This is a genomic window from Methylomonas sp. MgM2 (genome assembly GCF_054172045.1).
In genome coordinates this window covers 53,941-76,571 of record NZ_JBSYXO010000002.1, presented here as the reverse complement: position 1 = coordinate 76,571, position 22,631 = coordinate 53,941, and the positions used below count along the sequence as shown (strand labels likewise).

Sequence of the window (22,631 nt, the reverse complement as noted above, 5' to 3'; positions counted from 1 at the left end):
TTCTTCGTTCTCATAATTCGATGCCCGAAAAAATCATAAACGCCATTGCCATCAGTCCGGCGGTGATAAAGGTGATGCCCAAACCCTGCAAGGCCGGAGGCACGTTGCTATATTTCATGCGTTCACGTATCCCGGCCAATCCGACGATGGCCAGCGCCCAGCCGCTGCCGGAACCGAAGCCGAATACGACGCTTTCCAGGAAATTGTAATTGCGCTGCACCATAAACAGACTGCCGCCCAATATCGCGCAATTCACCGTGATCAAGGGCAAGAAAATACCCAAGGCGTTATAAAGGGCCGGTACATATTTATCCAATACCATTTCGACGATCTGTACCGTCGCGGCAATGACGCCGATGTAGGCCAAAAGTCCCAGAAACGTCATGTCCATGCCGCCCAGACCGGCCCAAGCCAAGGCATCTTTTTTGAGTATGTGCTGGTAGATCAGGTTGTTCAAAGGTACCGTCAGCGTTTGCACGGCAATCACCGCAAAACCCAAACCGACCGCGGTAGTAAGCTGTTTGGAGACCGCTATAAAGGTGCACATGCCGAGAAAAAAAGACAATGCCAGGTTCTCGACGAAGATAGACCGTATCAACATGCCTAGATAATGCTCGAACATCTGCTACCTACCCGCCTTGCGTCTCGGAAGCGGCTTGCCATTCACGCCGCAACCTGTTCAATAAAGGACCGAAGCCGTCGTTGCCTAACCAATAATGCAATAAGTTCTCGACGCCTTTGCTGGTCAACGTCGCTCCGGCCAGGCCGTCGACTTGGCGATAGGCATCGATTGCCGCAGGATCGACCTCGCCTCTGATGACGTCGATAATAACCCGCCCGTCGGCATCGATCGCTTTTTTACCGTGCCATTTGCCTTGCCAATCGGGATTATCGATTTCACCGCCCAAGCCCGGTGTTTCGCCCTGTTGGTAAAACGTGATGCCCGCTACCGTGCGCAAATCTCGTTCCAGCGCCAACAAACCGTACATCGTCGACCATAAGCCCTTGCCGTATACCGGCAGAATCAGCCTATCGGGATGACCTTGGGCGTTCGCGACATAGACCACCATGTATTTCGGCCTACGGCTGATTTTGGCGACGTCAAGGTCGGGCCGAACCGGAACGCTCAAAGCCGGGTCATCGACGAACGATTTGATATCGAAGTCTTCCAGGGAAAAACCCGGGCCGACCACGGAAGGATCGACTTTTTCGCCGGTGCTTAATTCAACCAGCATGGGTTGTATACGCCGTTCGAAAATAACATCGCTGGACATCCCGGCTTGGAGCAAATCGGCCGCAATCAGAATGTTCCGGATCATGTATCGGTGAAGATTGGCCTGTTGCAGCGGATTCAATAAGATTGCCGCGGCCGACACCAGCAGCGAGCAAAACAGGCTGACGATCAGCACAATCTTTAGAGAGCGCAGCAAACCGGGATTGATCATATCCCTAATCTCCTCTGCCGTTTACGCATATGCAGGCTAATGACGACCCGGTCTATGGCAGGCGCAAATATGTTGGCGAATAATATGGCCAGCATAATGCCTTCGGGGAAAGCCGGATTAATCACCCTGACCAGCACGGTCAAGGCGCCGATCAAGAGACCGTAGACCCATTGGCCGGCTTGAGAATGAGTCGACGTAACGGGATCGGTAGCCATATACACGGCGCCGAAAGCAAATCCGCCCAAGACCAAATGCCATTGCGGCGTCAGCGCGAACATGGGGTTGGTCTGGCTGCCTATTGAATTAAACGCCAGCGCCGTGCCGACCATACCGAGCGCAACCGCCGCCATGATGCGCCATGATGCAACCTGGCTGATGATCAATATCGCGGCGCCGATAAGACAAGCGAATGTCGACGTTTCGCCCATTGAGCCGGGAATAAAGCCCCAAAAAGCATCATGCCAACCGGTTACTTCCGGTAACTCGGGATTAGCCATGCGCGCCAACGGCGTCGCCATGCTGTAGCCGTCCGCTGCCACCCATACCCGGTCGCCGGTCATGTCTTGCGGATAGGAAAAGAACACGAAACAACGCGCGACCAGCGCCGGATTCAAGATGTTCATCCCCGTCCCGCCGAACACTTCCTTACCGATGACGATCCCGAACGAGATTCCCAAGGCTACCTGCCATAACGGAATCAACGGCGGCAATATCAAAGCGTATAGCAGGCTGGTCACCAAAAAGCCTTCGTTGACCTCTAGCTTTCGGACGCAGGCAAACAGAACTTCCCAAAAGCCGCCGACCAACAGCGCCACCAAATAAACCGGAAAGAAATACAAGGCGCCGTGCAGCACGTTGTCAAAAATGCTGCCGGGATTTAAGCCCGTTCCGAGCCAGGTCAGCACTTGTCCTCGCCAGCCGGAGAAATGAGACGCCGCCTGCGCCTGCAAGGCCAAATTGGTCTGCAATCCGGTGTTGTAGAGCGCCATGCCCACGGGCGGTAATAGCGCAAAAACCACCGTGATCATCATCCGTTTGAGATCCATCGCGTCCCGGACATGCGGCGCGGCGCGGGTTACTTCGCCCGGCGTAAACCAAAACCGTTCAACCGCCTCGTACAGAGGCTGCAGCCGATCTAGGCGCCGGTCTTTACCACTGTCTTTGCGATGCGGCGATTCAGCCATGTATCTCTTCCTCTATCAAATCCAGGGTCCGGCGCAGCATGGGGCCGAACGCTTGTTTAGACGGGCAGACATAGGCGCATAAGGCCAGGTCTTCTTCGGCCAGTTCCAGGCAGCCGAGGCTTTCCGCTTCCTCTATATCCTGCACAGCCAAAGCCCTGATCAAAAATAGCGGCATGATGTCCAGCGGCATGACGCGCTCGTAATTGCCGCATGGAATGATGGGTCTGGTTTCGCCGTTGGTGGCGGTGGTAAATTCGAAAGTCCGCCAGGGCAGGAAGCGAGATAAAACGGTGCGTTTCAGCGAAAATTTATTCAGTCCGGGCTTAAGCCAATTCAGGAATTCGCGACGGCGGTCTTCCGGCAACACCGAAACCTGCTGATGATATCGGCCTAAATAAGCGGTCTGCTCACGCGCGTGAAACCCCGATAATACCGAACCGGAAATGACGCGATGCTCGCCGAGCGCCAGTTCGCCGGCGACTAATTCGTTCAGATTCGCTCCCAGGCGGGTTTTCAGCAAGCGCGGCTTCATTACCGATGGGCCGGCCAGCGAGACGACGCGATCGACCGGATAGCGGCCGGTCGTGAATAACTTACCCATCGCGATCACGTCCTGCAGACCGATATGCCAAACCGTTTTGCCGCGACTTACCGGATCGAGAAAATGAATATGCGTACCCGGATTGCCGGCCGGATGAGGACCGATAAAATTAACAATCTTCAGATTGGAGATCGCTACATGGGATGGCAAGGTGGTCGCCGGCGACTTGCATAGATACAAACTGCCCGCGGTCAACTTGGTCAACAGGCGAAGGCCCTGCTCCAACGCCTGTTCCTGGCCGCTGAGTATCGGAGCCATGGCCGGCGCCAGCGGATTGCTGTCCATCGCCGTAATAAAAATCGAATTCGGACTAGCACCCGGATCGGCGACTTTATTGAAAGGCCTGGCCCTGAGCGCCGTCCATAGGCCGGATTTCAACAATTGGCCTTTGATTTGATCCGGTGTCAGTTCCGCTAATCGTTCGTTGGAGTAGGCATCGAAAGCCGTTTCTTCGTCACCGTCAAGTTCGATGACCACCGAAAGCAATTTGCGCCGCTCGCCGCGATGAATGGCCTTGATCCGGCCCGCCCCGGGCGCGGTGAAACAGACGTCCGGCAGGTTTTTATCGCTAAACAGCAACTGGCCTTTGACGACCGTATCCGATTCCTTGACCGCCATGGCCGGTCTCAATCCCGGATAATCGGCGCCGTGCAGAGCGACTTCGCCGGTAGCTTTAGCGGGGCTGATAAGCTGTTCCGGCCCGCCGGTTATTGGTAAATCCAGACCTTTTTTAATCATGATCATATGATTGCCTAATCCAAAGTTACCGAACAATCAATCCGTCGGCAAATTAGTGTAGCAGTGATGGCGATAAGTTCATCCGATCGCTCAAATCAAATTGAGTGCTGTAAATGTCGCTCAAAGTAGCGACGGGGAAGTCCGTTGACGAAGGCCTTAGAACCGCCAACCGCGTGCAGCCTATCGGCGTCCGATTGACTGGATTCGTCGGGCTGCCGACACACGACCGAAAAGATCGGTTAACATGGCGAAACTGGATCAATGAGGTAAGCACCGATGACGCGTCGGTTGAAATTGAAGTTGGGTGATGCGCTGTTAGTTGTCGACCTACAGAACGATTTTCTGCCGGGCGGTTCGTTGGCCGTCCCCGGCGCCGACCGGGTAATTCCGGTGATCAATGCTTACATAGCAAAATTCCGGTGCCGCAAACTTCCCGTTTACGCTTCCCGAGACTGGCACCCGACCGATCATTGCTCTTTCCTTAGTCAAGGCGGGCCATGGCCTGAACACTGCGTTGCCGGTTCCTCCGGCGCTCAGTTTTCGGCTGCGTTACAGCTGCCGGAGGGTTGTCGTATCGTTTCAAAAGGCGTCGAAGCGGCTGACAACGGTTATTCGGTATTTGCCGGGACGGGTTTGCACGCCGATCTGAAACATGCCGGCGTGAACCGTTTGTTCGTTTGCGGTATCGCAACCGATTACTGTGTGTTACAAACGGTGCTTTCCGCGCTGCATTTGCAGTATCGGGTGTTTTTATTGGAGGACGCAGTGCGCGCAGTCAACCTAAATCCAACAGACGGCGAAAATGCCGTGCGTACGATGCTGGCCCATGGCGCGGAACCGTTGAACCTGGATAGCATACTATGATTTCAAATGAAGTCCTGTTAACCGATTTATATCAGTTGACCATGCTGCAAGCAGGCTTCGAAACCGGCATGCAAGACACGGCCGTATTTGAATTCTTCGTGCGGAAACTCCCTGAGAACCGTAGCTTTTTGCTGGCGGCAGGCCTTGAACAGGTGCTGAATTTTCTCGAACACGTTCAATTGACAAAATCGGAACTGGATTGGCTCAAGGCCGGCGGCCGATTCAAGCCCGATTTTCTGGAATATCTCGCGGCATTGAAATTCACGGGCGAGGTACATGCCATGCCGGAAGGAACTGTTTTTTTTCCCGATGAGCCGATACTCCGCGTTACCGCACCGATGCCCGAAGCTCAATTAGTCGAAAGCCGGATCATCAATCTGTTGCATTTTCAGACCATGATTGCTTCCAAAGCCGTCCGTTCGGTATTGATCGCGCCGGATAAGGCCTTAGTCGACTTCGGCATGCGTCGCGCCCACGGCGGCGAAGCGGGACTGCTGGCAGCACGGGCCAGTTATCTGGCCGGCTTCGCCGGTTCGGCGACAGTCAGCGCCGGCCGCTATTTCGATATTCCCCTATTCGGCACGATGGCGCATTCCTACATTCAGGCGCATACCAGCGAAAGCCTGGCTTTCGAGGATTTCGCGCTGGCGAACCCCGACAATGTGGTGTTGCTGATCGATACCTACGATACCGAGGCCGGTGCCCGCAAGGTCGTCGATCTGGCGCCGTCGTTAAAGGCGCGGGGCATCAAGATAAAGGCCGTGCGCCTGGACAGCGGCGATTTGGCGGAACACGCCCGCCGCGTCAGAAAAATTCTGGACGCCGGCGGCCTGAGCGATACCGCGATTTTTGCCAGCGGCGATATCGATGAATACAAGCTGCAGGCACTGTTGGAACTGAACGCACCGATCGACGCGTTCGGCATCGGCACGCGCATGACCACTTCCGCCGACCGTCCCTATCTGGATTGTGTTTATAAACTGCAGGAATACGCCGGCACCGCCCGCCGGAAGCGCTCGGAAGGCAAAGCCACCTGGCCGGGACGCAAACGAGTTTATCGGCATTACGATAAGGACGGTTTCATGTCGGGCGATACCCTGACCTTGGCAGATGCCGCCTGCGGCGGACGGCCTTTACTCGAGACGGTCATGCAGGGCGGCCGGATTTGCGCGCCGCACCCGTCGCTAGAAACGATCAGGCAATATACAAAAACGCAACTGCAAAGCTTGGCGCCGCCGTTCAAAACGCTCGACAAGGCTCCGGTTTATCCGGTGCGGGTTTCCGACGAACTCGTCGAACTGGTCGGAAGCGTAGATCGTGCCATTGATGGCGCTTAATACGCGGAACTAAATCGCGCCGCGGTTAATCCAGCTGTTTGTGCCGCGAATCCGGTAAGGATATCGTCCAAAAAACTTCCCGATACGGCAATAGTCACTGGGGACGTACCGAGTGAGGATGTCGGCGGCAAGGACGCTGCCGTCAAGCCCCCATGGAAGGGTTCACGGCGTTCCTCATTCGGTATGCCCCAGGGTTCGCACCGGCAAAACGGGAAGTGGTTTTTGGCCAAATCCTAAGGAATTGCACAAACGCTTTTTTCGCATATCATCAAGGCGGCGTAAGCCGGCGCGACGTTTTTTTCTATCAATACTATCCGGAGGATACCGTCATGAACGAAGACACTTTCAACATGGAAATCCGCAAATACCTGAAAACGGTAGGGCTAAGCTCCCAACGCGAGATCGAACACGCGGTTTATAAGGCCATCGAATCCGGCAAGCTGAAGGGTTCCGAGACGCTGAATGTTAAAATGACGTTGGAGCTTTCGGACGCCGACGTCAACCACACCATTTCCGGCACCATCGCGCTGGAATGAGGATACGGGCCTAAGAGTGGGTCAGGCCGAAGGCTTCAATAATTTTTTCAGCACGTGACGCAATATGCCGCCGTCCCGATAATATTCGATTTCGACCGGCGTTTCGATGCGGCATAGCGTCTTAAATGTAATCGATGCCTTTTCCGAGCTCGCTACGACCTCGATTTGCTGACGGGGGCGCAGCGAGTCGGTCAGCGTGATCGAGTAGGTTTCGGTGCCGGTTAAATTCAGGCTAAGCGCCGATTCGCCGGCCATGAACTGTAACGGCAGTATGCCCATGCCTATCAGATTGCTGCGGTGGATGCGTTCGTAACTTTGGGCGATAACGACTTTAACTCCGAGCAAGTAAGGCCCTTTTGCCGCCCAATCGCGCGACGACCCGGAACCGTAATCCCGGCCGGCCAGTATGCATAACGGAATACCGGCCTGTTCGTAACGCATCGCCGCATCGAAAAAACTCATCCTGTCGCCGCTTGGATGATGGACGGTCATATTGCCCTCGGTGTCCGGCACTAAGCTATTCCGGATGCTGATATTGCCGAAAGTGCCGCGGCTCATCACCTCATCGTTGCCGCGCCGGGAACCGTAACTATTCCAATCCTTGCGTTCTATGCCGTGCTGTAACAAATAAGCGGCGGCCGGCGATTGCTCGTCGATTTGCCCGGCCGGCGAAATATGATCCGTCGTTATCGAGTCGCCGAACATCCCCAATACCCTAAGTCCCGTAATCGGACCGATCGTTTGGTTTGCGAGGCTCAATCCGGCGAAAAACGGCGGTTTACGAATATAGGTGGATTCCGGATTCCACGGATAAAGCGGCGAGGGACTCACGTCGATTTTTTGCCAATCCTCGCTACCGGCAAACACATCGGCGTAACGCTGTTCGAATATCTCGGGCGTCAAGCACCGTCTGATCGTGTCGGTAATTTCCTGATTCGTCGGCCAGATCTCTTTTAAGTAAACGGCTTGGCCATCAGAACCGGTACCGATGGGCTGGCGCGTCATGTCCAATGCCATGCTGCCGGCCAATGCATAGGCGACGACCAGCGGCGGTGAAGCCAGATAATTGATTTTGGTCAAAGGATGTACCCGGCCTTCGAAGTTCCGGTTGCCCGAAAGTACCGCCGCGGCTACCAGTTGCTTGTCCACGATGGCTTTTTCAACGGCCTCGTCCAACGGTCCCGAGTTGCCGATACAGGTCGTGCAACCGTAGCCGACCAGATTGAATCCCAGCTGTTCCAAGTAGGCCAGCAAACCGGATGCTTTCAAGTACTCGGTGACCACGGTCGAACCGGGAGCCAGCGAGGTTTTGACATAGTTTTTGACTTTAAGACCTTTACGCACGGCGTTTCTAGCCAATAAACCGGCCGCCAGCATGACCTGCGGATTGCTGGTGTTGGTACAGGACGTGATCGCGGCAATCACGACCGCGCCATGGCCTAGCGTTTCCGTGCTGCCCTTCTGGCTGACGACGCCTTGGCGGTCGAGTTCGCTTTCGGTAAGCCCCACGCCGTGATTGCCGGCCGGCGCTGTCAGCATCCGCCTAAAAGTCGGCCCGACCTGGCTCAATCTAACGCGGTCTTGCGGACGTTTGGGGCCTGCCAGAGCCGGCTCGATATTCGCTAAATCGAGTTCAAGCACTTCGCTGAATTCGGGGTCCGGCATCGTATCGGTGCGAAACAAACCTTGCCGTTTGCTATAACGTTCGGTGAGCTCGACTTGTTCCTCGCCGCGGCCGGTCAGGCGCATATAGGCCAGGGTTTCGGCGTCGATCGGAAAATAGCTGACCGTCGCGCCCTGTTCCGGCGCCATATTGGCGATCGTCGCTCTATCCGGCACGCTGATCGCCGATAAACCCGGCCCGAAAAATTCCACGAATTTACCGACCACGCCCAGTTGCCGGCACAACTCGGTAATTCTTAGAACCAAATCCGTCGCGGTTACCCCCGGCGGAAGCGCTCCAACCAGCTTGATGCCGACCACGTCCGGCAACAGCATATCGATCGCTTGATCGAGCATGACGGCTTCCGCTTCGATGCCGCCGACGCCCCAGCCCAATACCCCTAGGCCGTTGATCATCGGGGTATGCGAATCGGTGCCGACGCAGCTATCCGGGTAGCAAATCCGAGTGGACTGGTTGCAAAAAACCACCTTGGCCAAATATTCAAGATTCACTTGGTGTACGATGCCGGTGGCCGGCGGCACCACCCGCAGATTTTCGAACGCGGTTTGGCCCCACTTTAAAAATCGGTACCGCTCTTCGTTTCTTTGAAAATCCAATTTTTCGTTCATCGGCAAGGCCACCTTCGTTCCGTAATAATCGACTTGCACCGAATGGTCGATTACCAAATCGCACGGAATCAGCGGATTGATTTTGAGGGGATCGCCACCGAAATCCGTTATCGCATCGCGCATGGCCGCCAAATCGACCAAAGAAGGCACTCCGGTAAAATCCTGCAACAGCACGCGCGCCGGTTTAAACGGAATTTCATGGCGGGCGCCGTTTGCTTGCCAGTTGGCGATGCAAGCCACGTCGTCAAGCGTGATCGCGCGGCCGTCGTAATGGCGTAGCGCCGCCTCCAGCAACAGTTTGATCGAAAAGGGTAAGCGCGAGGCGGCTGCAAGCCCCATTTCCTCGATTGCCGCAAGCGCGTAGAAGGATAATGAAGCAAAACCGAGCGGTTTTAGAGCACCAAGCGGATTTTTTTCTGACATGGTTGCCTCCTTGGATTGAAGCGCGCCGGTAAAACCATCGACCAAATTGACCTCATAAGATTCCATGCCGATCTAAATTATGCCGGCACACGATCCCAAGCAAATTACAAATCCATTTTTTTGACGCAACTTTTTAGTTGAAACAGAGTCTTCCTGCCACTGACGCGCGTTCTTGCTCATTGAGTAGCCTCGTTGCGGCAGTCGTTCTTTCCCAAAGAAAAGGGGGGTATCATGGCGAGTCATGAAGTCGACAACGAGGCCGTCATCGGCATCTTGAACAAGATATTGGAAGCCGAATTGGCCGGTGTCGTCCGCTATACGCACTATGCGCTGATGGTATTCGGCTACAACCGCATTCCCATCGTGAGCTGGATGCGGGGCCAAGCCACCGAATCCTTGGCGCATGCCAACCAGGCCGGCGAGATGATCACCCAACTGGGCGGCCATCCGTCCTTGGGCATCGGCCCCTTGCTGGAAACCTACCGTCACGATATCGGCGATATCCTGCGCGAATCCTTGGAGCATGAAACCCAGGCTTTGGGCGAATACTACCGTTTGCTCGACTTGGTCGCGGGTCACAATGTCATGCTCGAAGAATACGCACGCAGCATGTGCGCGCTGGAGGAAGCCCACGTCGGCGAAGTGCGCAAGATGCTGAGAAAACCCGGCGACTGAAACCTCGCAGAAAAGGATAGCCAGATGCGACAGGAATCCGTCACGTTCCGCATAGAAACCGACTCCATGGGCGAAGTCCACGTGCCCGCCGATAAATATTGGGGCGCGCAAACGCAACGCGCTTTAGTTCACTTCAATATCGGCAGCGAGACATTACCGAGGCCGATGATCAGGGCCTTGGGCATCGTCAAGCATTGCGCGGCGCTTGCCAATATCAGTGTGGACAATCTCGATGCTACTATAGGTCATGCGCTTGCCGAGGCCGCGGTTTCAGTGATCTCAGGAGACATGGACGACCAGTTTCCTCTGTTCATATGGCAGACCGGTTCCGGTACTCAATCCAATATGAACGCGAATGAGGTGATCGCCAACCTGGCCAGCGAACGCCTCGGCGGCGAGCTCGGCTCCAAATCGCCTGTACATCCTAACGATCATTGCAATCGCGGCCAATCGAGCAACGACGTGTTCCCGACTGCAATGCATATCGCTGCGGTCGAACAGTTAAATCACCGTTTGATTCCGGCATTGCGGCATTTGCACCGAACCTTGCTGCAAAAGTCCCGTATATTTCAAGACATCATCAAGATCGGCCGCACCCACTTGCAAGACGCCACGCCTTTGACCTTAGGTCAGGAGTTCTCCGCTTATGTGACCCAAGTGCGGTTTAGCATCGACCGGATTCATGACGGCTTGCAAAGGCTTTATCCGCTCGCCCAGGGCGGCACGGCAGTCGGCACCGGACTTAACGCCAAAACCGGTTTTGCCGAAGCCTTTGTGCGCGAGGTATCGCGTTTTACCGGCCTACCTTTCCGTTGCGCCGAGAACAAGTTCGAAGCCATCGCCAGCCACGATGCCTTGGTGGAAATGTCCGGGATACTCAATTGCATCGCGGTCAGCCTGAATAAAATCGCCAACGATATCCGCTTGCTGGGCTCGGGGCCCCGGTCGGGGTTGGGCGAGTTGCGCCTTCCGGCGAACGAGCCCGGCTCGTCTATCATGCCCGGCAAGGTCAATCCCACCCAGTGCGAGGCGCTGACCATGGTTTGCGCGCAGGTGATCGGCAACCACTGCACCGTCACCTTGGCCGGCGCGCAGGGCCAACTGGAACTCAATGTGTTCAAGCCGGTTATCGTTTATAACGTGCTGCAGTCCATTAGCTTGCTAAGCGATGCCGCCGTCAGTTTTACCGATTATTGTGTAAGCGGTATTGAAGCTAACAATGACCGCATCGCCGAATTGATGCAGCAATCTTTGATGCTGGCTACCGCGCTGGCGCCGCATGTCGGTTACGACGCCGCGGCAAAGATTGCCAACTCGGCATTGCAAAACCGCAGCACGCTCAGGGAAGCGGCCATTGCCAGCGGGCTGGTCAGTGCCGAAACGTATGACGCGATCGTTCGTCCCGAACGCATGCTTGGGCCGGGTTAACACCATTCAAACCGCCATTCGCTCAACTCGAAACATAAGGAGCGTCCATGAACATTGCAAACACGCCGGAAGCGACCCGACAATGGGTTTGCCTACAATGCGGCTACAACATGATAGGGGACATGCCGGATGTTTGTCCGTTTTGCGGCGCCAAACACGACCGCTTCATGGCCTGGGACGAAGCCGAGAAAACCTTTCGGGTCACGCCAACCCCCGTTAATTCGTATACCACTCAATTGTTATCGGTACCCAAATTGGGTCTGGAACACGCGGCGTATCGAGTCGAAACCGCTGCCGGCGCCGTATGGATAGATGCGCCTTCGGCGTTCAATCGTGATTTGACGCCGGTCGATGCCATTTTATTCACGCACCGCCATTTTCTCGGCGCTTGCAATCAATACCGGCGGATTTGGGATGCGGAAGTCTGGCTGCACGAACTGGATGCCAAGCATCGGCTAGTCGCGTTATTCGACATCGACCGCCGTTTTAGCGAAGACTTTTCGGCTTATAACATCGAAGCCCATCATGTCGGCGGACACACCCCCGGATTCACCTTTTACATCTACCGGGATACCTTGTTCATCTGCGATTATATTTTTCTGGAGGCCGGCGAGATGTGCTTCAACCCCTATGGACCGGCGGACGAAACCTATCAACAAGCCAAACAAATCTACGGCATCGTCGAGGATAGGGAATTGGAGACTGTCTGCGGCTATAACTATGTCGCGTCCTTCGCCGATTGGATGCCGCTTTTCGAACGCTTGGTCGTGTAAAAATGTCGGAAAATCCCATCGTAAACTCGACGCACGAAGGCGATACGCCGCGATTGACCGTCTATTACGATGCGGCCTGTCCCAAATGTAGGCGCGACCGGGAGGTCTACGAAAAACTATTAGGGGATGCTGCTGGAAAAGAGGTTTGTTGGTTCGATATCACAGGACAGGACGAACATTTGCGCGAGCAGGGAATCGATCCTAAGCAGGCCTTGGCCGAGCTGCATGTACGCGATGCCGACGGCCGCATTGTTTCGGAATTGGATGCTTATATTTTGCTGATGCGCAGGGTGCCGCGCTTAAAGCCCGTCGCCTGGCTGATCGGCTTGCCGCTGATTCGGCCGTTATTGGCAAAATTCTACCACTGGCAAGTCAATCGACGTTTACGTAAACGAGGTTATTGAATCGGTTAGCAACCGTTATGAGTGTCTATCTATAGGTAAGGCACTTTTGCGATTCATTTGCCGAGCGTCAGGTGGCGGGATATGCTCGAAATGACGTATCAAGAAGATCGGCCGTCATCACCGTCACGGTATGGCCGCGATAAGCTTCTTCGGCAAGCATGGTCCAGCCTAATCTCTGATAAAAAGACACCCTATCCGGCGTAAAAAGGAAAAGTCTGTCTATGCCGGCATCTTGGGCTTGTTGCATGACGTGTTCAACCAAGCGGCTGCCGACCCCTCGGTTGCGGTACTTCGGCGCAACAAATACACTGGCTAACCAAGGCGTCCAATCCGGTTTGGTGTCCATGTCCTTGGCGATGATGGCGGCCGATCCCATCAGCTCGGGGCCTTCGGCAATGAAAGTACTCGGTACCAAACCTTCGTTTAAGTAGGCTTGCATGTAGGCGATGCGTTGCTCGAGAGTTTGGCCGGGATTCAGCGCCGCCCATTGGCGTTGATGCCATTCAGCCAGTTTCTCGATATGCCGGGATTCGTCTTTTAGATTCAGGATTCGCATGCATTCGTTCTTATCGTTTTCTTGGATTCATGCTTCCGACCATTTGATCACGAGGCCTTGCCTATTCGAGGCCGACAAGTCGCGACGGCGGTATCCGGGCGGCAAATTGCCCGGCTTTACCGTCGACAGACCTTATAGCGATCAAGATTTCAAATCAAGATCGCAAGTATCGTAGATATTTTCGAGAGACGGGCTTTAACGGCGACCTTTACGACGGTCTTCAGGCTCCGGCTCTCGGGCGCTTTCGCATTCCAGTTCTTGTTCGCCGTTTCCTTCAGTTTTCAAGAAGCATTTATCTTTACCGCCGCCACTGCCGACAGTGCTATCGTCTTCATCATAGTGAATCCTATTTTTGCCGTTGCCACCTAAAAAGGAATCCGAACCCGGTCCACCGTATAGCTCGTCGTTACCGTTGTCGCCGCTTAAGTCGTCAGCTCCCGGCCCGCCATAGAGATAATCCTTGCCATTACCTCCGGACAGATAGTCGCCGTTGTTGTCGTATGGATCGGCCAAACCGGCGTCGTCAAAAAAGCTGTCCGTTTCGCCGTAAAGCCGGTCTTTGCCATTTTCACCCTTTAGCTCATCGCCGCCGACGCCTCCCATCAATATGTCGTTGCCATTGCCGCCGTATAGTTCATCGTTATCGGTGAGAGGCTGATTGTACTCATCATGAATAGGTGTATTAGTTTCGTCTACAAGAATAACTTCGCGGCCACCATAAATGATATCGTTACCGTTACCTCCATATATCGTGTCGTCTCCCGGTCCACCGTCAATTTCATCATTTTTGTTTTGACCGTCGATAATATCGTTACCGGGTCCGCCGTAGATAATATCGTTGCCGGATCCTCCGCAAATAATGTCGTCGCCGCCAAGCCCATAAATGACATCGTTCCGCTTAGTTCCTAAAATGACGTCATCGTATTCAGTTGGTAGTTCGCCTTTATTCAAGTCAACCGTCACTTCGTGTCCCATGCAGCGCATGATCTTGCTCTTTTTTCCTGCAACCGCGTCTTGTGACGCAAACCCGATTGTCGCTATGCAAAAGGCCGCTCGAGCTAATCGGGAAGATTTCATCCCCATTATTTTTCTCCGGTAACATGTAAGATATGGGAGTTTAAAGCAATACGTTGAACCCAAACAATTAACGCCAAATTAAATTTTCGATGCCATGAAGTTAACGTCATTCATCCATAATAACACCATCAAAATCGGCTCCGTATTGGACGGGCAAATTGCGGACGGCAGCAGCATTGCCGCCGACATGTCGGCCTTTTTAAGCAAAGGCGAAGCGGCCATCTCTGCAATGCAAGGTTTGATGGACAGCGGACAGCCGCTCATTCCGATGTCGGAGGTCAGATTAGTTGCGCCAATTCCGCGTCCGGGTAAATTTTTAGGCATAGGCTTAAACTATGCGGATCATATCGGCGAAACCGGACGTGAGAGGCCCGAACATCCGATGTTTTTTACCAAACAAAGTACCTGCGTCATCGGGCCGGGCCAAGCCATACATTGCCCGGCGATTTCGGAAAAAGTCGATTACGAAGGCGAATTAGGCATCGTTATCGGCAAACGCTGCAAGCGCGTGTCCGCGGAAAGCGCCCGAGAATTTATCGCCGGATATACGATTTGCAACGACGTCACCGTGCGCGACTGGCAGCACCGTTCGCCTACCTGGACTTTGGGCAAATCGTTCGACACCCATGGGCCGATGGGGCCCTGGATAGTCACGTCCGACGAAATCGTCGACCCGCATCGCTTAAGCCTCGAAACTTGGGTGGACGACGAATTGCGGCAAAACGCCAACACCGGGCAGATGTTGTTCAACTGTTACGAAATTGTGGCCTACCTTAGTCAGGCAATGACCTTGGAGCCGGGAGACGTGATCAGCACCGGTACACCGGCGGGGGTCGGAGTAAAAATGACACCGCGCGGCTATCTGAAACCGGGACAAACAGTATGCGTCAAAATCGAGGGAATCGGCAGTTTAAGCAATCCGGTGATCATGGAGCCTGATGGCTTTTGCGTAGAATGATGAGGTTAAGGATGGATTAAGTCTAAATCCACTATGCTGAAGCCGGTTCGAATTGAATTGGCGTATGCCGAGGGGCGCTTGTGAAAATCCTAAAGCCGATTTTTTTATTAATGGCAATAAGCTTGTCAGGTTGTGCCCAATATGGCGGGTATCAGCGATCTTACGTCAGTTACGGCGGCGCTTATGCCGCGCCCGGTTACTCCAATTATCCCGTGCGCTCTTACTATTATCAGCCAAGTCCGATAATCTATTACAACCAACATTATATGTCTCCCCACAACCCGCGTCGCTACGACTGGGATAGTGGCCGTTATAGCCAACACAAGGATTGGCAATCGTCCAAAAAGCACGATCACAAGCAACGGTGGAATCCGAACATGCCAAGAAAGGACGATCGCCAGCGAAACCAACAGACTCATCGATCACAGGGCTCCGGTTACCGCCCTTCGAAGAATTCCGCTCACGTGCAAAATAAGTCTGGATACCGCGAAATCAGGCAGGGAGGATATCAAACAAGAGAACATAAGCGCCGGAATCAGTGATATCGCTAAACTATAGCTCAACCCGTATACCTAATTCGACGACGCGTTCAACCGGAATCCTGAAAAACGCGATGGCACTGGCCGAATTATGAGTCAAAAATCTAAACAAAGAACGCTGCCAGATCGGCATCGGGTTCATGCGCCGAAAAGATAAGCGCTCGCTGCCGATGAAAAACGAAACGTTTTTTTGATCGATTTCCACGCCTTCGTGACGGCATAGCTGTAGCGCGCGGCGTACATCTTGTTCTTCTTGAAAGCCGAAATAGAGTTTAACCCGGAAAAAATTTCCCCCGTCGCCAAAGGCACGCACCTTTACTCTATGCGCTTCATCCACATAAGGTTCTTCCTTCGTAACGATGGTCAGCACAATAATTTTTTCATGCATCACATGATTGTGGTCCAAATTGTGTAATAAAACCTGAGGAACCCCATGTAAACTGCGCGCCATATAAATAGCCGTGCCCGGTACGATCGCAAGCGGCCTATCTTTCAATTGCTCTTGCAATTCCTCGAATAATACCCTCTTTTCATCAAGATATTTTGCCAGCATTTCCTTGCCTCTTATCCAGGTCGTCATGACTAGGAAAAGCACGGTAGCAACCACAAGCGGCAACCAGCCGCCGGTTGGAATTTTTAAGCTATTGGATAATAGGAACAGTAAATCGATAAATAAAAATACCGACAGGAAGATAGTGCTGGTTGCGCTGCCCCATTGCCATAGGGCTTTAATAACGATGAATGCCAGAATGGTATCGACGATCATGGTACCGCTGACAGCGATGCCATATGCGGAAGCCAATGCGGACGAGGTTCTGAAACTTAACAACAAAATCAATACCGACGCCATCAATAACCAATTGATCAAAGGAATGTAGATCCGGTTCGCTTCGGCATCGGAAGTATGCCTAATATCCATGCGCGGGCAATAGCCTAGTTGAATAGCTTGACGAGTGACCGAGAACGCACCGGATATGACGGCTTGTGAGGTGATTACCGTGGCTAGCGTTGCCAGAATCAGCATCGGATAGCACAGCCAGGTAGGCATTAGCAAATAAAATGGATTGGATAAGGCATCGGGGTTATAAATCAGTAAGGCACCCTGGCCGAAATAGTTCAGCACCAAAGCCGGAAAAACAAACGCGAACCAGGCCAATCGAATCGGTTTTAAGCCGAAATTTCCCATATCGGCATACAAGATCTCCGCACCTGTTATGACCAGCACCACGCCGCCCATGATGACAAAACCTTTCCATCCCATTTCGAATAACAAATTAACGGCATAAAGAGGATTAATCGCCCGTAAGACGTCCGGGTAATGAAAGATATTAACCAACCCGAGAATCGCAAGCGTAGCGAACCAGACGCACATAATCACCGGGAAATATTTACCTACCTGCCTGGTTCCTTTAGTCTGCATGATGAATAATGCACTTAGGACGATCACCGAGAGCGGTATCACCCAACTTTCCGCTCGGGGTGCGATAACCTTTATGCCTTCCAATGCGCTTAGGACTGAGATAGCCGGCGTGATGATACTGTCGCCGTAAAAAAGAGCCGCTCCCAGTAAACCTAAGGTCAGGACCAATGCTTTGCGCTCCGGGTGATTCTTTGAGCCATTCAAGGCCAGCGCCGCCAATGCAATAATGCCACCCTCGCCGTTGTTATCGGCACGCATGATAAAAGTGGCGTATTTTGTCGCGACAACCAGTGTCAACGCCCAAAAAATCAGCGATAACACGCCTAAAATGTGTGACGCGTCATAAGGTAAACCGCCGTGAAAAATTTCTTTGACGGCGTATAGCGGGCTGGTACCGATATCGGCGAAGACAACACCAATGGCACTAAAAGCCAAAGCGGTTAAAGTATCGTTAGGGCGGCTTGGGTGTTTTGCGGACATAGAGTATCTGCGTAAAACGAGACAAGTGTGGAAATTATGCCACACAGTGTGATTTTTACGCTAAACAAATCCTCGGCGTTTGTCGGTATCTTATACTTTGTTTGGGATTCGGTATGACGGGTAATCAATTTATCCTTTACAATGGCAAGATTTTTACGCAGTTTTTCATACGACTGTTTTTTAATTTTTTGTTCGAGGCGGCGCAAATGCTTCGCGGCATAAAAATACGAATCTTTAGATGAATCAGTAGAGGGCATGACAACAATAGGGCAACGAATTTGGAGCGCGTTATTAGGCGAAGAGCGGCCTCGCGATATGTTGGTGTTGCTAACAATATTAGTAGCTCTTTTGCACGTCTGGATGCTGTCATGGTTGATTCGCTCGGTGGAGAAAACCACAGAGGCCGTACCGTTGGTAATGGAGGTGTCTATGATATCGATATCTGCACCGAAATCCGTGGAGGCACCGCCTAAACCTGCGCCGCCGCCCCCGCCGCCGGAACAAAAACCCCTTCCTATCAAGAAGGCTAAGGCCAAACCGAAACCGATCAAGAAAAAACCGGCGCCCGCGGTAGTACAGGAAATACCGGATTTTGCTCCGTTCAAACCGTTCGAACCGGTGGAGCAGCCGCAGCAGACGAATAACTCGGCTAATGCGTCGTCTGAGTCTAGCCGTAATGCGGCAAAACCCAGCGAAAACACACAAACTTTTACTGAAGCGAATTTCAGAGCTAACTACGCTCATAACCCTAAACCTCATTACCCGGCGATTGCGAAAAGCCGTGGATGGCAAGGCAAAGTCTTATTAAGGGTTAAGGTATCCGTACAAGGTTTGAGCGAAGCGGTTACCGTAGAGCAATCCAGCGGCCATGAAATACTTGACGAATCAGCCATTGAAGCTGTTAGTAAATGGCGTTTTATCCCGGCGAAACGCGGAGATACGCCCGTGGCCAGTTCGGTGATCGTGCCGATTGTTTTTACCTTGCGCAATTAACATCAGGAGACCTTAATGCCGTTCCATGTTTCACCGGCTGTCATAATTGACGGCACTTTGTATACGCTACTCGTGTTTTCACTGATTACCTGGACTTTAATTTTTTTCAAAATTTGGCAATTTGCCAAAAACAACTACTATAACAAACGTTATAGTGCCGCATTTTGGGACGCACCGGATCTAAAGGAAGCCGAAAATATGTCGAAGGAAAAAGTCAGAGGACCCAAAGCGCGCATCGCTGTCTGCGGCTTCACATGGTTGTCGGAACACAAAGACCCGGTTACTTCATCCAGCCTTAGATTTCGCGGCGAGCCTCAGGACTTATTGGAACAAGCCCTGCGCAAACAGACGCAAGAGGAACAAAAGCGCATGGAAAGCGGCCTAACCATGCTGGCCAGTATCGGTAGCACGGCTCCTTTTGTCGGCTTGTTCGGTACGGTAATGGGCATCATGAACGGACTGAAAGATATCAGCAAGACCGGTTCGGCCAGTTTGGATGTGGTTGCGGGTCCCATCGGCGATGCGTTGATAGCCACGGCTGTCGGTATTGCCGTGGCGGTACCGGCGGTTTTGGCCTATAACTTTTTTCTACGTCGAGCAAAACATCACCGTGCGTCGCTTGAACATTTTGTGGACGGCTTTTTACATATCGCTTTTGGCAACAATTCTACGCAGTACTAGGAGATCTAGATGGGATTTAAAACGCAAGCAGACGATGACGAAGCGGTCAGCGACATTAACGTCACGCCTTTGGTCGACGTGATGTTGGTGCTGGTGATCATTTTGTTGGTCACCGCACCGTTATTGACGCAATCGGTGAATGTGGCGCTACCGAAGACCGCGTCTACCACGCCGGACACCGAGAAGCAGCCTCTGCAATTAGGAATAGACGCTAAAGGCAATATCACGCTGAACAAAAACCCTATCTCCGATTTGACCGAACTTGAAACAACCCTCCAAAACGAATTAGCCGCCAATCCGGACCTAACGGTGCATGTTTACGCAGACGAAGCGGTCAATTACGGGAAGGTGGCGGAAGTCATGGCGGCCACCCAGCATGCGGGCATTGCCAAGCTTGCATTTGTGACGGTAGAGCAATGAATCCTGTGGTGATTGACGCTGATCAGGCGAAATACTCGGTTTTGCCGTTTATTTTCTAAGCGATATTCTTCTCGATATATTCAATCATTAAGCCGGCGATATCCTTACCGGACGCTTTTTCGATGCCTTCCAAACCGGGCGAAGAATTGACCTCCATCACCAACGGTCCGCGTTCGGAGCGCAAGAGGTCGACGCCGCAGACGTTAAGCCCCATTATTTTGGCGGCGCGTGCCGCTGTCGATCTCTCCAGCGGCGTCAGCCGTTCAAGACTGGCGCTACCGCCTCGATGCAAATTAGAACGGAACTCTCCCTCGGGGCTTTGTCGCTTGATGGCCGCCACGACCTTGTCTCCAATCACAAAACAACGAATATCGCTACCTTTGGCCTCCTTGATAAATTCCTGCGCCATGATATTGGCATTCAAGCCCATAAACGCCTGAATGACGCTACGTGCGGCGTTGTCCGTTTCCGCCAGCACTACGCCGATGCCTTGGGACCCTTCCACCAGCTTAATCACCAATGGCGCGCCGCCGACTTCGCTAATTAGATCTTCGATATTGTCGGGATTATGTGCGAAGGCCGTAATCGGCAAGTCAATCCCTTTGCGCGCCAGTAGTTGGCTGGAAGCCATTTTGTCCCGCGAGCGACTGATGGCAGCGGAATTATTCAAACAAAAGGTGTTCATCACCTCAAATTGGCGCAATACCGCGGTACCGTAAAAAGTAATCGACGGACCGATACGGGGAATCACCGCGTCATAACCCAACAAATTTTCGCCTTGGTAATGGATCGACGGCTTCCGCGACGTGATGTTCATGTAGCAATGAGTAGGATCAAGCACCCGCGCTTGATGGCCGCGGGCAGCCGCTGCCTCTAGCAGGCGCACGCTGGAATACAGAGTAGCGTCGCGCGAAAGAATGGCGATTTTCATTAAAACGCAACTAAATTAAAAAGCGATGGCGTAGAAATCGCTGACTTGACGATGGGTAGCGGCAGGATTCACGGCCTGATCCCTGACCAAGCAACAGGTGTTATAACCCGCTGTGCGCGCGGCGTCTAACTCCTCAACCACATCGGACAGAAATAGAATCCGCTCGGCGGGCAGCCGAATTTCAGCGGCAATGGCCTGATACGAAGCCTCTTCGCGTTTACCGCCTATGCGCGTGTCGAAATATCCCGAAAACAAGGACGTCAAATCGCCGTAATCGGTATGGCCGAACAATAGTTTCTGCGCATAAACCGATCCGGACGAATAAACATAAAGCGCATATCCCGCCCGCTTCCAGTGTTGTAATTGGCGAGCGGCATCCTCGTAGATATGGCCTTTAAAATCTCCTTGCTTATAACCCGTCTCCCAGATCAAACCCTGCAACGATTTGAGCGGCGTAATCTTTTGATCGCGGTCTATCCACTCAATAAATTGCGCCGTCAATTGATCGTCGTCCAATTCAGTGCCGGCCAATCGACGGGCATCCTCCAATAATGCCTTAATTTCCGTGTCGGCACGGTGCCGCCTGATAAATTCCGGCAAGCGCTCCCGTGCGTAAGGAAACAGAACATCCTTTACAAAAGATAGAGACGATGTAGTGCCTTCGATATCCGTAACGATGGCTTTGATCATAGGCTTGCCAAATATTGATCGAAAGTCGGAAATTGCTCCGCTATCGGGTCGCCGGTATATTCGGCAATCCAGCCATCTTCGGTGGTGAAAAAGCGTATGCATTTGAATTCCGGACTTTCGCCCATGTCAAACCAATGTTTGGTGTGAGAAGGCACGCTGATCAAGTCGCCTTGTTCGCATAAGATCGCATAAACCTTGTCGGCTACATGCAGAAAAAACAGGCCGCTACCTTCAACGAAAAAACGCACTTCGAAATCGCTATGGGTATGCTCGGACAAAAATTTCTGTCTTAAAGCTTCCTTGTCAGGGTGATTCGGCGACAAACTGACGACATCGACCGATTGAAAACCAAACAGCTTCTTCAATCTATCGATATGCATTTGATAAGCCTCGGTGACGGTTTGCACCTGACCTTCCGCAATGAACTCGCTGCCTGGTTCCCAACGTTCGAACAGTACGTCGATACTTTTTAACTGTTCGGCAATGTTGTCGAAATCTTGGCTAGTGCTGCCGTGCTGGGGTTGATTGTCGGGGTAAATCGTTAATGCACTCATGGTTGTTTTACTCCTTTCAATCGTATTTCACAATCGAATAAAAATTCCAGCGCCTCTAGGTGGCGCAGAGCGGATGAGACGGAATCGCCCCAGGTGTAAAAGCCGTGACCGGCTATGATATAAGCATATATGTCTTTATGCTGATCCAAATAGTTTTCCACGGCTAAAGCCAAACGCGGAATATTTTGGTCGTTGGCGAATATCGGAACCGTAATACGGGTTTCATGGGTATCGATACCGGGCAGCGCCTTCAGCAACTCGTAATCTTCCAACACAATCTCTGTTTTGAACAAACGCGCTACCAGCGTGGCATTGATTGAATGCGGGTGCAACACCGCCCGAACCGGCGGATAACGCCGATAAAGAGAAGTGTGCAACAGGGTTTCGGCCGACGGTCTTTTGCCGTCTAACGAGTTTCCTTCGGCGTCGATCAACATGATATCTTCGCGCTGAAGCCGGCCTTTATGGCGTCCTGAAACCGTGATAGCGATGTTGCCATCGCTGAGGCGGACGGAGAAGTTACCGCTGGTAGCCGGCACCCAGCCTTTGCCATCGATAAAGCGGCCGGCGGCAATGAGTTCATCGGCCCTCGTATAAAATTCGTCGGATTTATGTGTCATGGGGAAATTTTG

23 protein-coding genes are annotated in these 22,631 nt (G+C 52.8%); 11 read left to right on the top strand and 12 right to left on the bottom strand.

Going from position 1 to position 22,631, the window contains the following annotated elements:
- Window positions 1–10 precede the first annotated feature (10 nt).
- Genes nqrE through ACW73I_RS02010 form a run of 4 tightly spaced genes read right to left on the bottom strand, consistent with a single transcriptional unit; the run spans window position 11 to window position 3,974 of the window.
- Complete coding sequence (gene nqrE, locus ACW73I_RS02025) at window positions 11–622, bottom strand: NADH:ubiquinone reductase (Na(+)-transporting) subunit E (RefSeq protein ID WP_458027539.1); 612 nt, start codon at window positions 620–622, stop codon at window positions 11–13.
- Between the two features lie 7 nt (window positions 623–629).
- Complete coding sequence (locus ACW73I_RS02020) at window positions 630–1,445, bottom strand: Na(+)-translocating NADH-quinone reductase subunit C (RefSeq protein WP_458027538.1); 816 nt, start codon at window positions 1,443–1,445, stop codon at window positions 630–632.
- Entirely contained in the window at window positions 1,442–2,629 is a 1,188-nt protein-coding gene (locus tag ACW73I_RS02015; RefSeq protein ID WP_458027537.1) for an NADH:ubiquinone reductase (Na(+)-transporting) subunit B, read from the bottom strand. Before ACW73I_RS02015 ends, ACW73I_RS02020 begins: the two co-directional genes overlap by 4 nt.
- Window positions 2,622–3,974, bottom strand: a complete 1,353-nt coding sequence (locus tag ACW73I_RS02010) for a Na(+)-translocating NADH-quinone reductase subunit A (RefSeq protein WP_458027536.1) — start codon at window positions 3,972–3,974, stop codon at window positions 2,622–2,624. The genes ACW73I_RS02015 and ACW73I_RS02010 overlap by 8 nt, the downstream gene beginning before the upstream one ends.
- 270 nt (window positions 3,975–4,244) lie before the next feature.
- On the opposite strand from ACW73I_RS02010, the gene ACW73I_RS02005 reads away from it, so the two are divergent.
- The 3 genes from ACW73I_RS02005 to ACW73I_RS01995 all read left to right on the top strand — a co-directional run bounded on the left by ACW73I_RS02005 (window position 4,245) and on the right by ACW73I_RS01995 (window position 6,705).
- Entirely contained in the window at window positions 4,245–4,832 is a 588-nt protein-coding gene (locus ACW73I_RS02005; protein WP_458027535.1) for an isochorismatase family protein, read from the top strand.
- Window positions 4,829–6,169, top strand: coding sequence for a nicotinate phosphoribosyltransferase (locus tag ACW73I_RS02000; RefSeq protein ID WP_458027534.1), 1,341 nt, complete (start codon window positions 4,829–4,831; stop codon window positions 6,167–6,169). Before ACW73I_RS02005 ends, ACW73I_RS02000 begins: the two co-directional genes overlap by 4 nt.
- A 329-nt stretch (window positions 6,170–6,498) precedes the next feature.
- The gene (locus ACW73I_RS01995; protein WP_458027533.1) at window positions 6,499–6,705 is read left to right on the top strand and encodes a DUF6494 family protein; all 207 of its coding nucleotides are present in this window, start codon (window positions 6,499–6,501) and stop codon (window positions 6,703–6,705) included.
- A gap of 21 nt (window positions 6,706–6,726) precedes the next feature.
- On the opposite strand, the gene acnA is transcribed toward ACW73I_RS01995, so the two are convergent.
- A complete protein-coding gene (acnA, locus tag ACW73I_RS01990; RefSeq protein ID WP_458027532.1) occupies window positions 6,727–9,420 on the bottom strand; it encodes an aconitate hydratase AcnA in 2,694 nt (897 codons plus the stop codon).
- Window positions 9,421–9,651: 231 nt separating this feature from the next.
- Here acnA and ACW73I_RS01985 point away from each other — a divergent pair, with 231 nt between their 5' ends.
- Genes ACW73I_RS01985 through ACW73I_RS01970 form a run of 4 tightly spaced genes read left to right on the top strand, consistent with a single transcriptional unit; the run spans window position 9,652 to window position 12,700 of the window.
- On the top strand, window positions 9,652–10,095 hold the full coding sequence (locus ACW73I_RS01985) for a ferritin-like domain-containing protein (RefSeq protein WP_458027531.1): 444 nt from the start codon (window positions 9,652–9,654) through the stop codon (window positions 10,093–10,095).
- Window positions 10,096–10,119: 24 nt separating this feature from the next.
- Complete coding sequence (gene fumC, locus ACW73I_RS01980; protein WP_458027530.1) at window positions 10,120–11,523, top strand: class II fumarate hydratase; 1,404 nt, start codon at window positions 10,120–10,122, stop codon at window positions 11,521–11,523.
- Window positions 11,524–11,570: 47 nt separating this feature from the next.
- Window positions 11,571–12,296 (top strand): rubredoxin-like domain-containing protein, encoded by a 726-nt coding sequence (locus ACW73I_RS01975; protein WP_458027529.1) that lies wholly within the window; start codon window positions 11,571–11,573, stop codon window positions 12,294–12,296.
- 2 nt (window positions 12,297–12,298) lie between these two features.
- Window positions 12,299–12,700 carry a thiol-disulfide oxidoreductase DCC family protein gene (locus ACW73I_RS01970; RefSeq protein WP_458027528.1) on the top strand — a complete coding sequence of 134 codons (402 nt, stop codon included), beginning with the start codon at window positions 12,299–12,301 and terminating at the stop codon, window positions 12,698–12,700.
- Window positions 12,701–12,767: 67 nt separating this feature from the next.
- Here ACW73I_RS01970 and ACW73I_RS01965 read toward each other — a convergent pair whose 3' ends face one another.
- Window positions 12,768–13,256 carry a GNAT family N-acetyltransferase gene (locus ACW73I_RS01965; RefSeq protein WP_458027527.1) on the bottom strand — a complete coding sequence of 163 codons (489 nt, stop codon included), beginning with the start codon at window positions 13,254–13,256 and terminating at the stop codon, window positions 12,768–12,770.
- Between the two features lie 195 nt (window positions 13,257–13,451).
- Entirely contained in the window at window positions 13,452–14,339 is an 888-nt protein-coding gene (locus ACW73I_RS01960) for a calcium-binding protein (protein ID WP_458027526.1), read from the bottom strand.
- An 88-nt stretch (window positions 14,340–14,427) separates the two neighbouring features.
- On the opposite strand from ACW73I_RS01960, the gene ACW73I_RS01955 reads away from it, so the two are divergent.
- Window positions 14,428–15,291 (top strand): fumarylacetoacetate hydrolase family protein, encoded by an 864-nt coding sequence (locus ACW73I_RS01955; protein WP_458027525.1) that lies wholly within the window; start codon window positions 14,428–14,430, stop codon window positions 15,289–15,291.
- 552 nt (window positions 15,292–15,843) lie between these two features.
- Here ACW73I_RS01955 and ACW73I_RS01950 read toward each other — a convergent pair.
- Window positions 15,844–17,730 carry a potassium transporter Kup gene (locus tag ACW73I_RS01950; protein ID WP_458027524.1) on the bottom strand — a complete coding sequence of 629 codons (1,887 nt, stop codon included), beginning with the start codon at window positions 17,728–17,730 and terminating at the stop codon, window positions 15,844–15,846.
- Window positions 17,731–17,985: 255 nt separating this feature from the next.
- Between ACW73I_RS01950 and ACW73I_RS01945 the strand changes: the two genes are divergently transcribed.
- The 3 genes from ACW73I_RS01945 to ACW73I_RS01935 are packed head-to-tail and all read left to right on the top strand — an operon-like array spanning window position 17,986 to window position 19,824.
- Window positions 17,986–18,723 (top strand): energy transducer TonB, encoded by a 738-nt coding sequence (locus ACW73I_RS01945; RefSeq protein ID WP_458027523.1) that lies wholly within the window; start codon window positions 17,986–17,988, stop codon window positions 18,721–18,723.
- Between the two features lie 15 nt (window positions 18,724–18,738).
- Entirely contained in the window at window positions 18,739–19,404 is a 666-nt protein-coding gene (locus ACW73I_RS01940; RefSeq protein ID WP_458027522.1) for a MotA/TolQ/ExbB proton channel family protein, read from the top strand.
- A gap of 9 nt (window positions 19,405–19,413) precedes the next feature.
- Window positions 19,414–19,824 carry an ExbD/TolR family protein gene (locus ACW73I_RS01935; protein WP_458027521.1) on the top strand — a complete coding sequence of 137 codons (411 nt, stop codon included), beginning with the start codon at window positions 19,414–19,416 and terminating at the stop codon, window positions 19,822–19,824.
- A 55-nt stretch (window positions 19,825–19,879) separates the two neighbouring features.
- Here ACW73I_RS01935 and rimK read toward each other — a convergent pair whose 3' ends face one another.
- From rimK to ACW73I_RS01915, 4 genes are read right to left on the bottom strand one after another with little or no spacing between them, the layout of a single operon-like run.
- Window positions 19,880–20,755, bottom strand: a complete 876-nt coding sequence (rimK, locus tag ACW73I_RS01930) for a 30S ribosomal protein S6--L-glutamate ligase (protein WP_458027520.1) — start codon at window positions 20,753–20,755, stop codon at window positions 19,880–19,882.
- Between the two features lie 15 nt (window positions 20,756–20,770).
- Window positions 20,771–21,445, bottom strand: coding sequence for an acireductone synthase (mtnC, locus tag ACW73I_RS01925; RefSeq protein ID WP_458027519.1), 675 nt, complete (start codon window positions 21,443–21,445; stop codon window positions 20,771–20,773).
- On the bottom strand, window positions 21,442–21,999 hold the full coding sequence (locus ACW73I_RS01920; RefSeq protein ID WP_458027518.1) for a 1,2-dihydroxy-3-keto-5-methylthiopentene dioxygenase: 558 nt from the start codon (window positions 21,997–21,999) through the stop codon (window positions 21,442–21,444). The genes mtnC and ACW73I_RS01920 overlap by 4 nt, the downstream gene beginning before the upstream one ends.
- Window positions 21,996–22,619, bottom strand: coding sequence for a methylthioribulose 1-phosphate dehydratase (locus ACW73I_RS01915; protein WP_458027517.1), 624 nt, complete (start codon window positions 22,617–22,619; stop codon window positions 21,996–21,998). The genes ACW73I_RS01920 and ACW73I_RS01915 overlap by 4 nt, the downstream gene beginning before the upstream one ends.
- Window positions 22,620–22,631 lie beyond the last annotated feature (12 nt).

Excerpts from the sequence above, each read along its gene's own strand:
- ACW73I_RS01950 (WP_458027524.1), bottom strand. The coding sequence starts at position 17,730 with ATGTCCGCAAAACACCCAAGCCGCCCTAACGATACTTTAACCGCTTTG.
- ACW73I_RS01970 (WP_458027528.1), top strand. The coding sequence starts at position 12,299 with ATGTCGGAAAATCCCATCGTAAACTCGACGCACGAAGGCGATACGCCG.
- fumC (WP_458027530.1), top strand. The coding sequence starts at position 10,120 with ATGCGACAGGAATCCGTCACGTTCCGCATAGAAACCGACTCCATGGGC.
- ACW73I_RS01985 (WP_458027531.1), top strand. The coding sequence starts at position 9,652 with ATGGCGAGTCATGAAGTCGACAACGAGGCCGTCATCGGCATCTTGAAC.
- mtnC (WP_458027519.1), bottom strand. The coding sequence starts at position 21,445 with ATGATCAAAGCCATCGTTACGGATATCGAAGGCACTACATCGTCTCTA.
- ACW73I_RS01915 (WP_458027517.1), bottom strand. The coding sequence starts at position 22,619 with ATGACACATAAATCCGACGAATTTTATACGAGGGCCGATGAACTCATT.
- ACW73I_RS02005 (WP_458027535.1), top strand. The coding sequence starts at position 4,245 with ATGACGCGTCGGTTGAAATTGAAGTTGGGTGATGCGCTGTTAGTTGTC.
- ACW73I_RS02000 (WP_458027534.1), top strand. The coding sequence starts at position 4,829 with ATGATTTCAAATGAAGTCCTGTTAACCGATTTATATCAGTTGACCATG.
- acnA (WP_458027532.1), bottom strand. The coding sequence starts at position 9,420 with ATGTCAGAAAAAAATCCGCTTGGTGCTCTAAAACCGCTCGGTTTTGCT.
- ACW73I_RS01955 (WP_458027525.1), top strand. The coding sequence starts at position 14,428 with ATGAAGTTAACGTCATTCATCCATAATAACACCATCAAAATCGGCTCC.
- ACW73I_RS01940 (WP_458027522.1), top strand. The coding sequence starts at position 18,739 with ATGCCGTTCCATGTTTCACCGGCTGTCATAATTGACGGCACTTTGTAT.
- ACW73I_RS02010 (WP_458027536.1), bottom strand. The coding sequence starts at position 3,974 with ATGATCATGATTAAAAAAGGTCTGGATTTACCAATAACCGGCGGGCCG.
- nqrE (WP_458027539.1), bottom strand. The coding sequence starts at position 622 with ATGTTCGAGCATTATCTAGGCATGTTGATACGGTCTATCTTCGTCGAG.
- ACW73I_RS01965 (WP_458027527.1), bottom strand. The coding sequence starts at position 13,256 with ATGCGAATCCTGAATCTAAAAGACGAATCCCGGCATATCGAGAAACTG.
- ACW73I_RS02020 (WP_458027538.1), bottom strand. The coding sequence starts at position 1,445 with ATGATCAATCCCGGTTTGCTGCGCTCTCTAAAGATTGTGCTGATCGTC.
- rimK (WP_458027520.1), bottom strand. The coding sequence starts at position 20,755 with ATGAAAATCGCCATTCTTTCGCGCGACGCTACTCTGTATTCCAGCGTG.
- ACW73I_RS01935 (WP_458027521.1), top strand. The coding sequence starts at position 19,414 with ATGGGATTTAAAACGCAAGCAGACGATGACGAAGCGGTCAGCGACATT.
- ACW73I_RS01920 (WP_458027518.1), bottom strand. The coding sequence starts at position 21,999 with ATGAGTGCATTAACGATTTACCCCGACAATCAACCCCAGCACGGCAGC.
- ACW73I_RS01975 (WP_458027529.1), top strand. The coding sequence starts at position 11,571 with ATGAACATTGCAAACACGCCGGAAGCGACCCGACAATGGGTTTGCCTA.
- ACW73I_RS01960 (WP_458027526.1), bottom strand. The coding sequence starts at position 14,339 with ATGGGGATGAAATCTTCCCGATTAGCTCGAGCGGCCTTTTGCATAGCG.
- ACW73I_RS01945 (WP_458027523.1), top strand. The coding sequence starts at position 17,986 with ATGACAACAATAGGGCAACGAATTTGGAGCGCGTTATTAGGCGAAGAG.
- ACW73I_RS02015 (WP_458027537.1), bottom strand. The coding sequence starts at position 2,629 with ATGGCTGAATCGCCGCATCGCAAAGACAGTGGTAAAGACCGGCGCCTA.
- ACW73I_RS01995 (WP_458027533.1), top strand. The coding sequence starts at position 6,499 with ATGAACGAAGACACTTTCAACATGGAAATCCGCAAATACCTGAAAACG.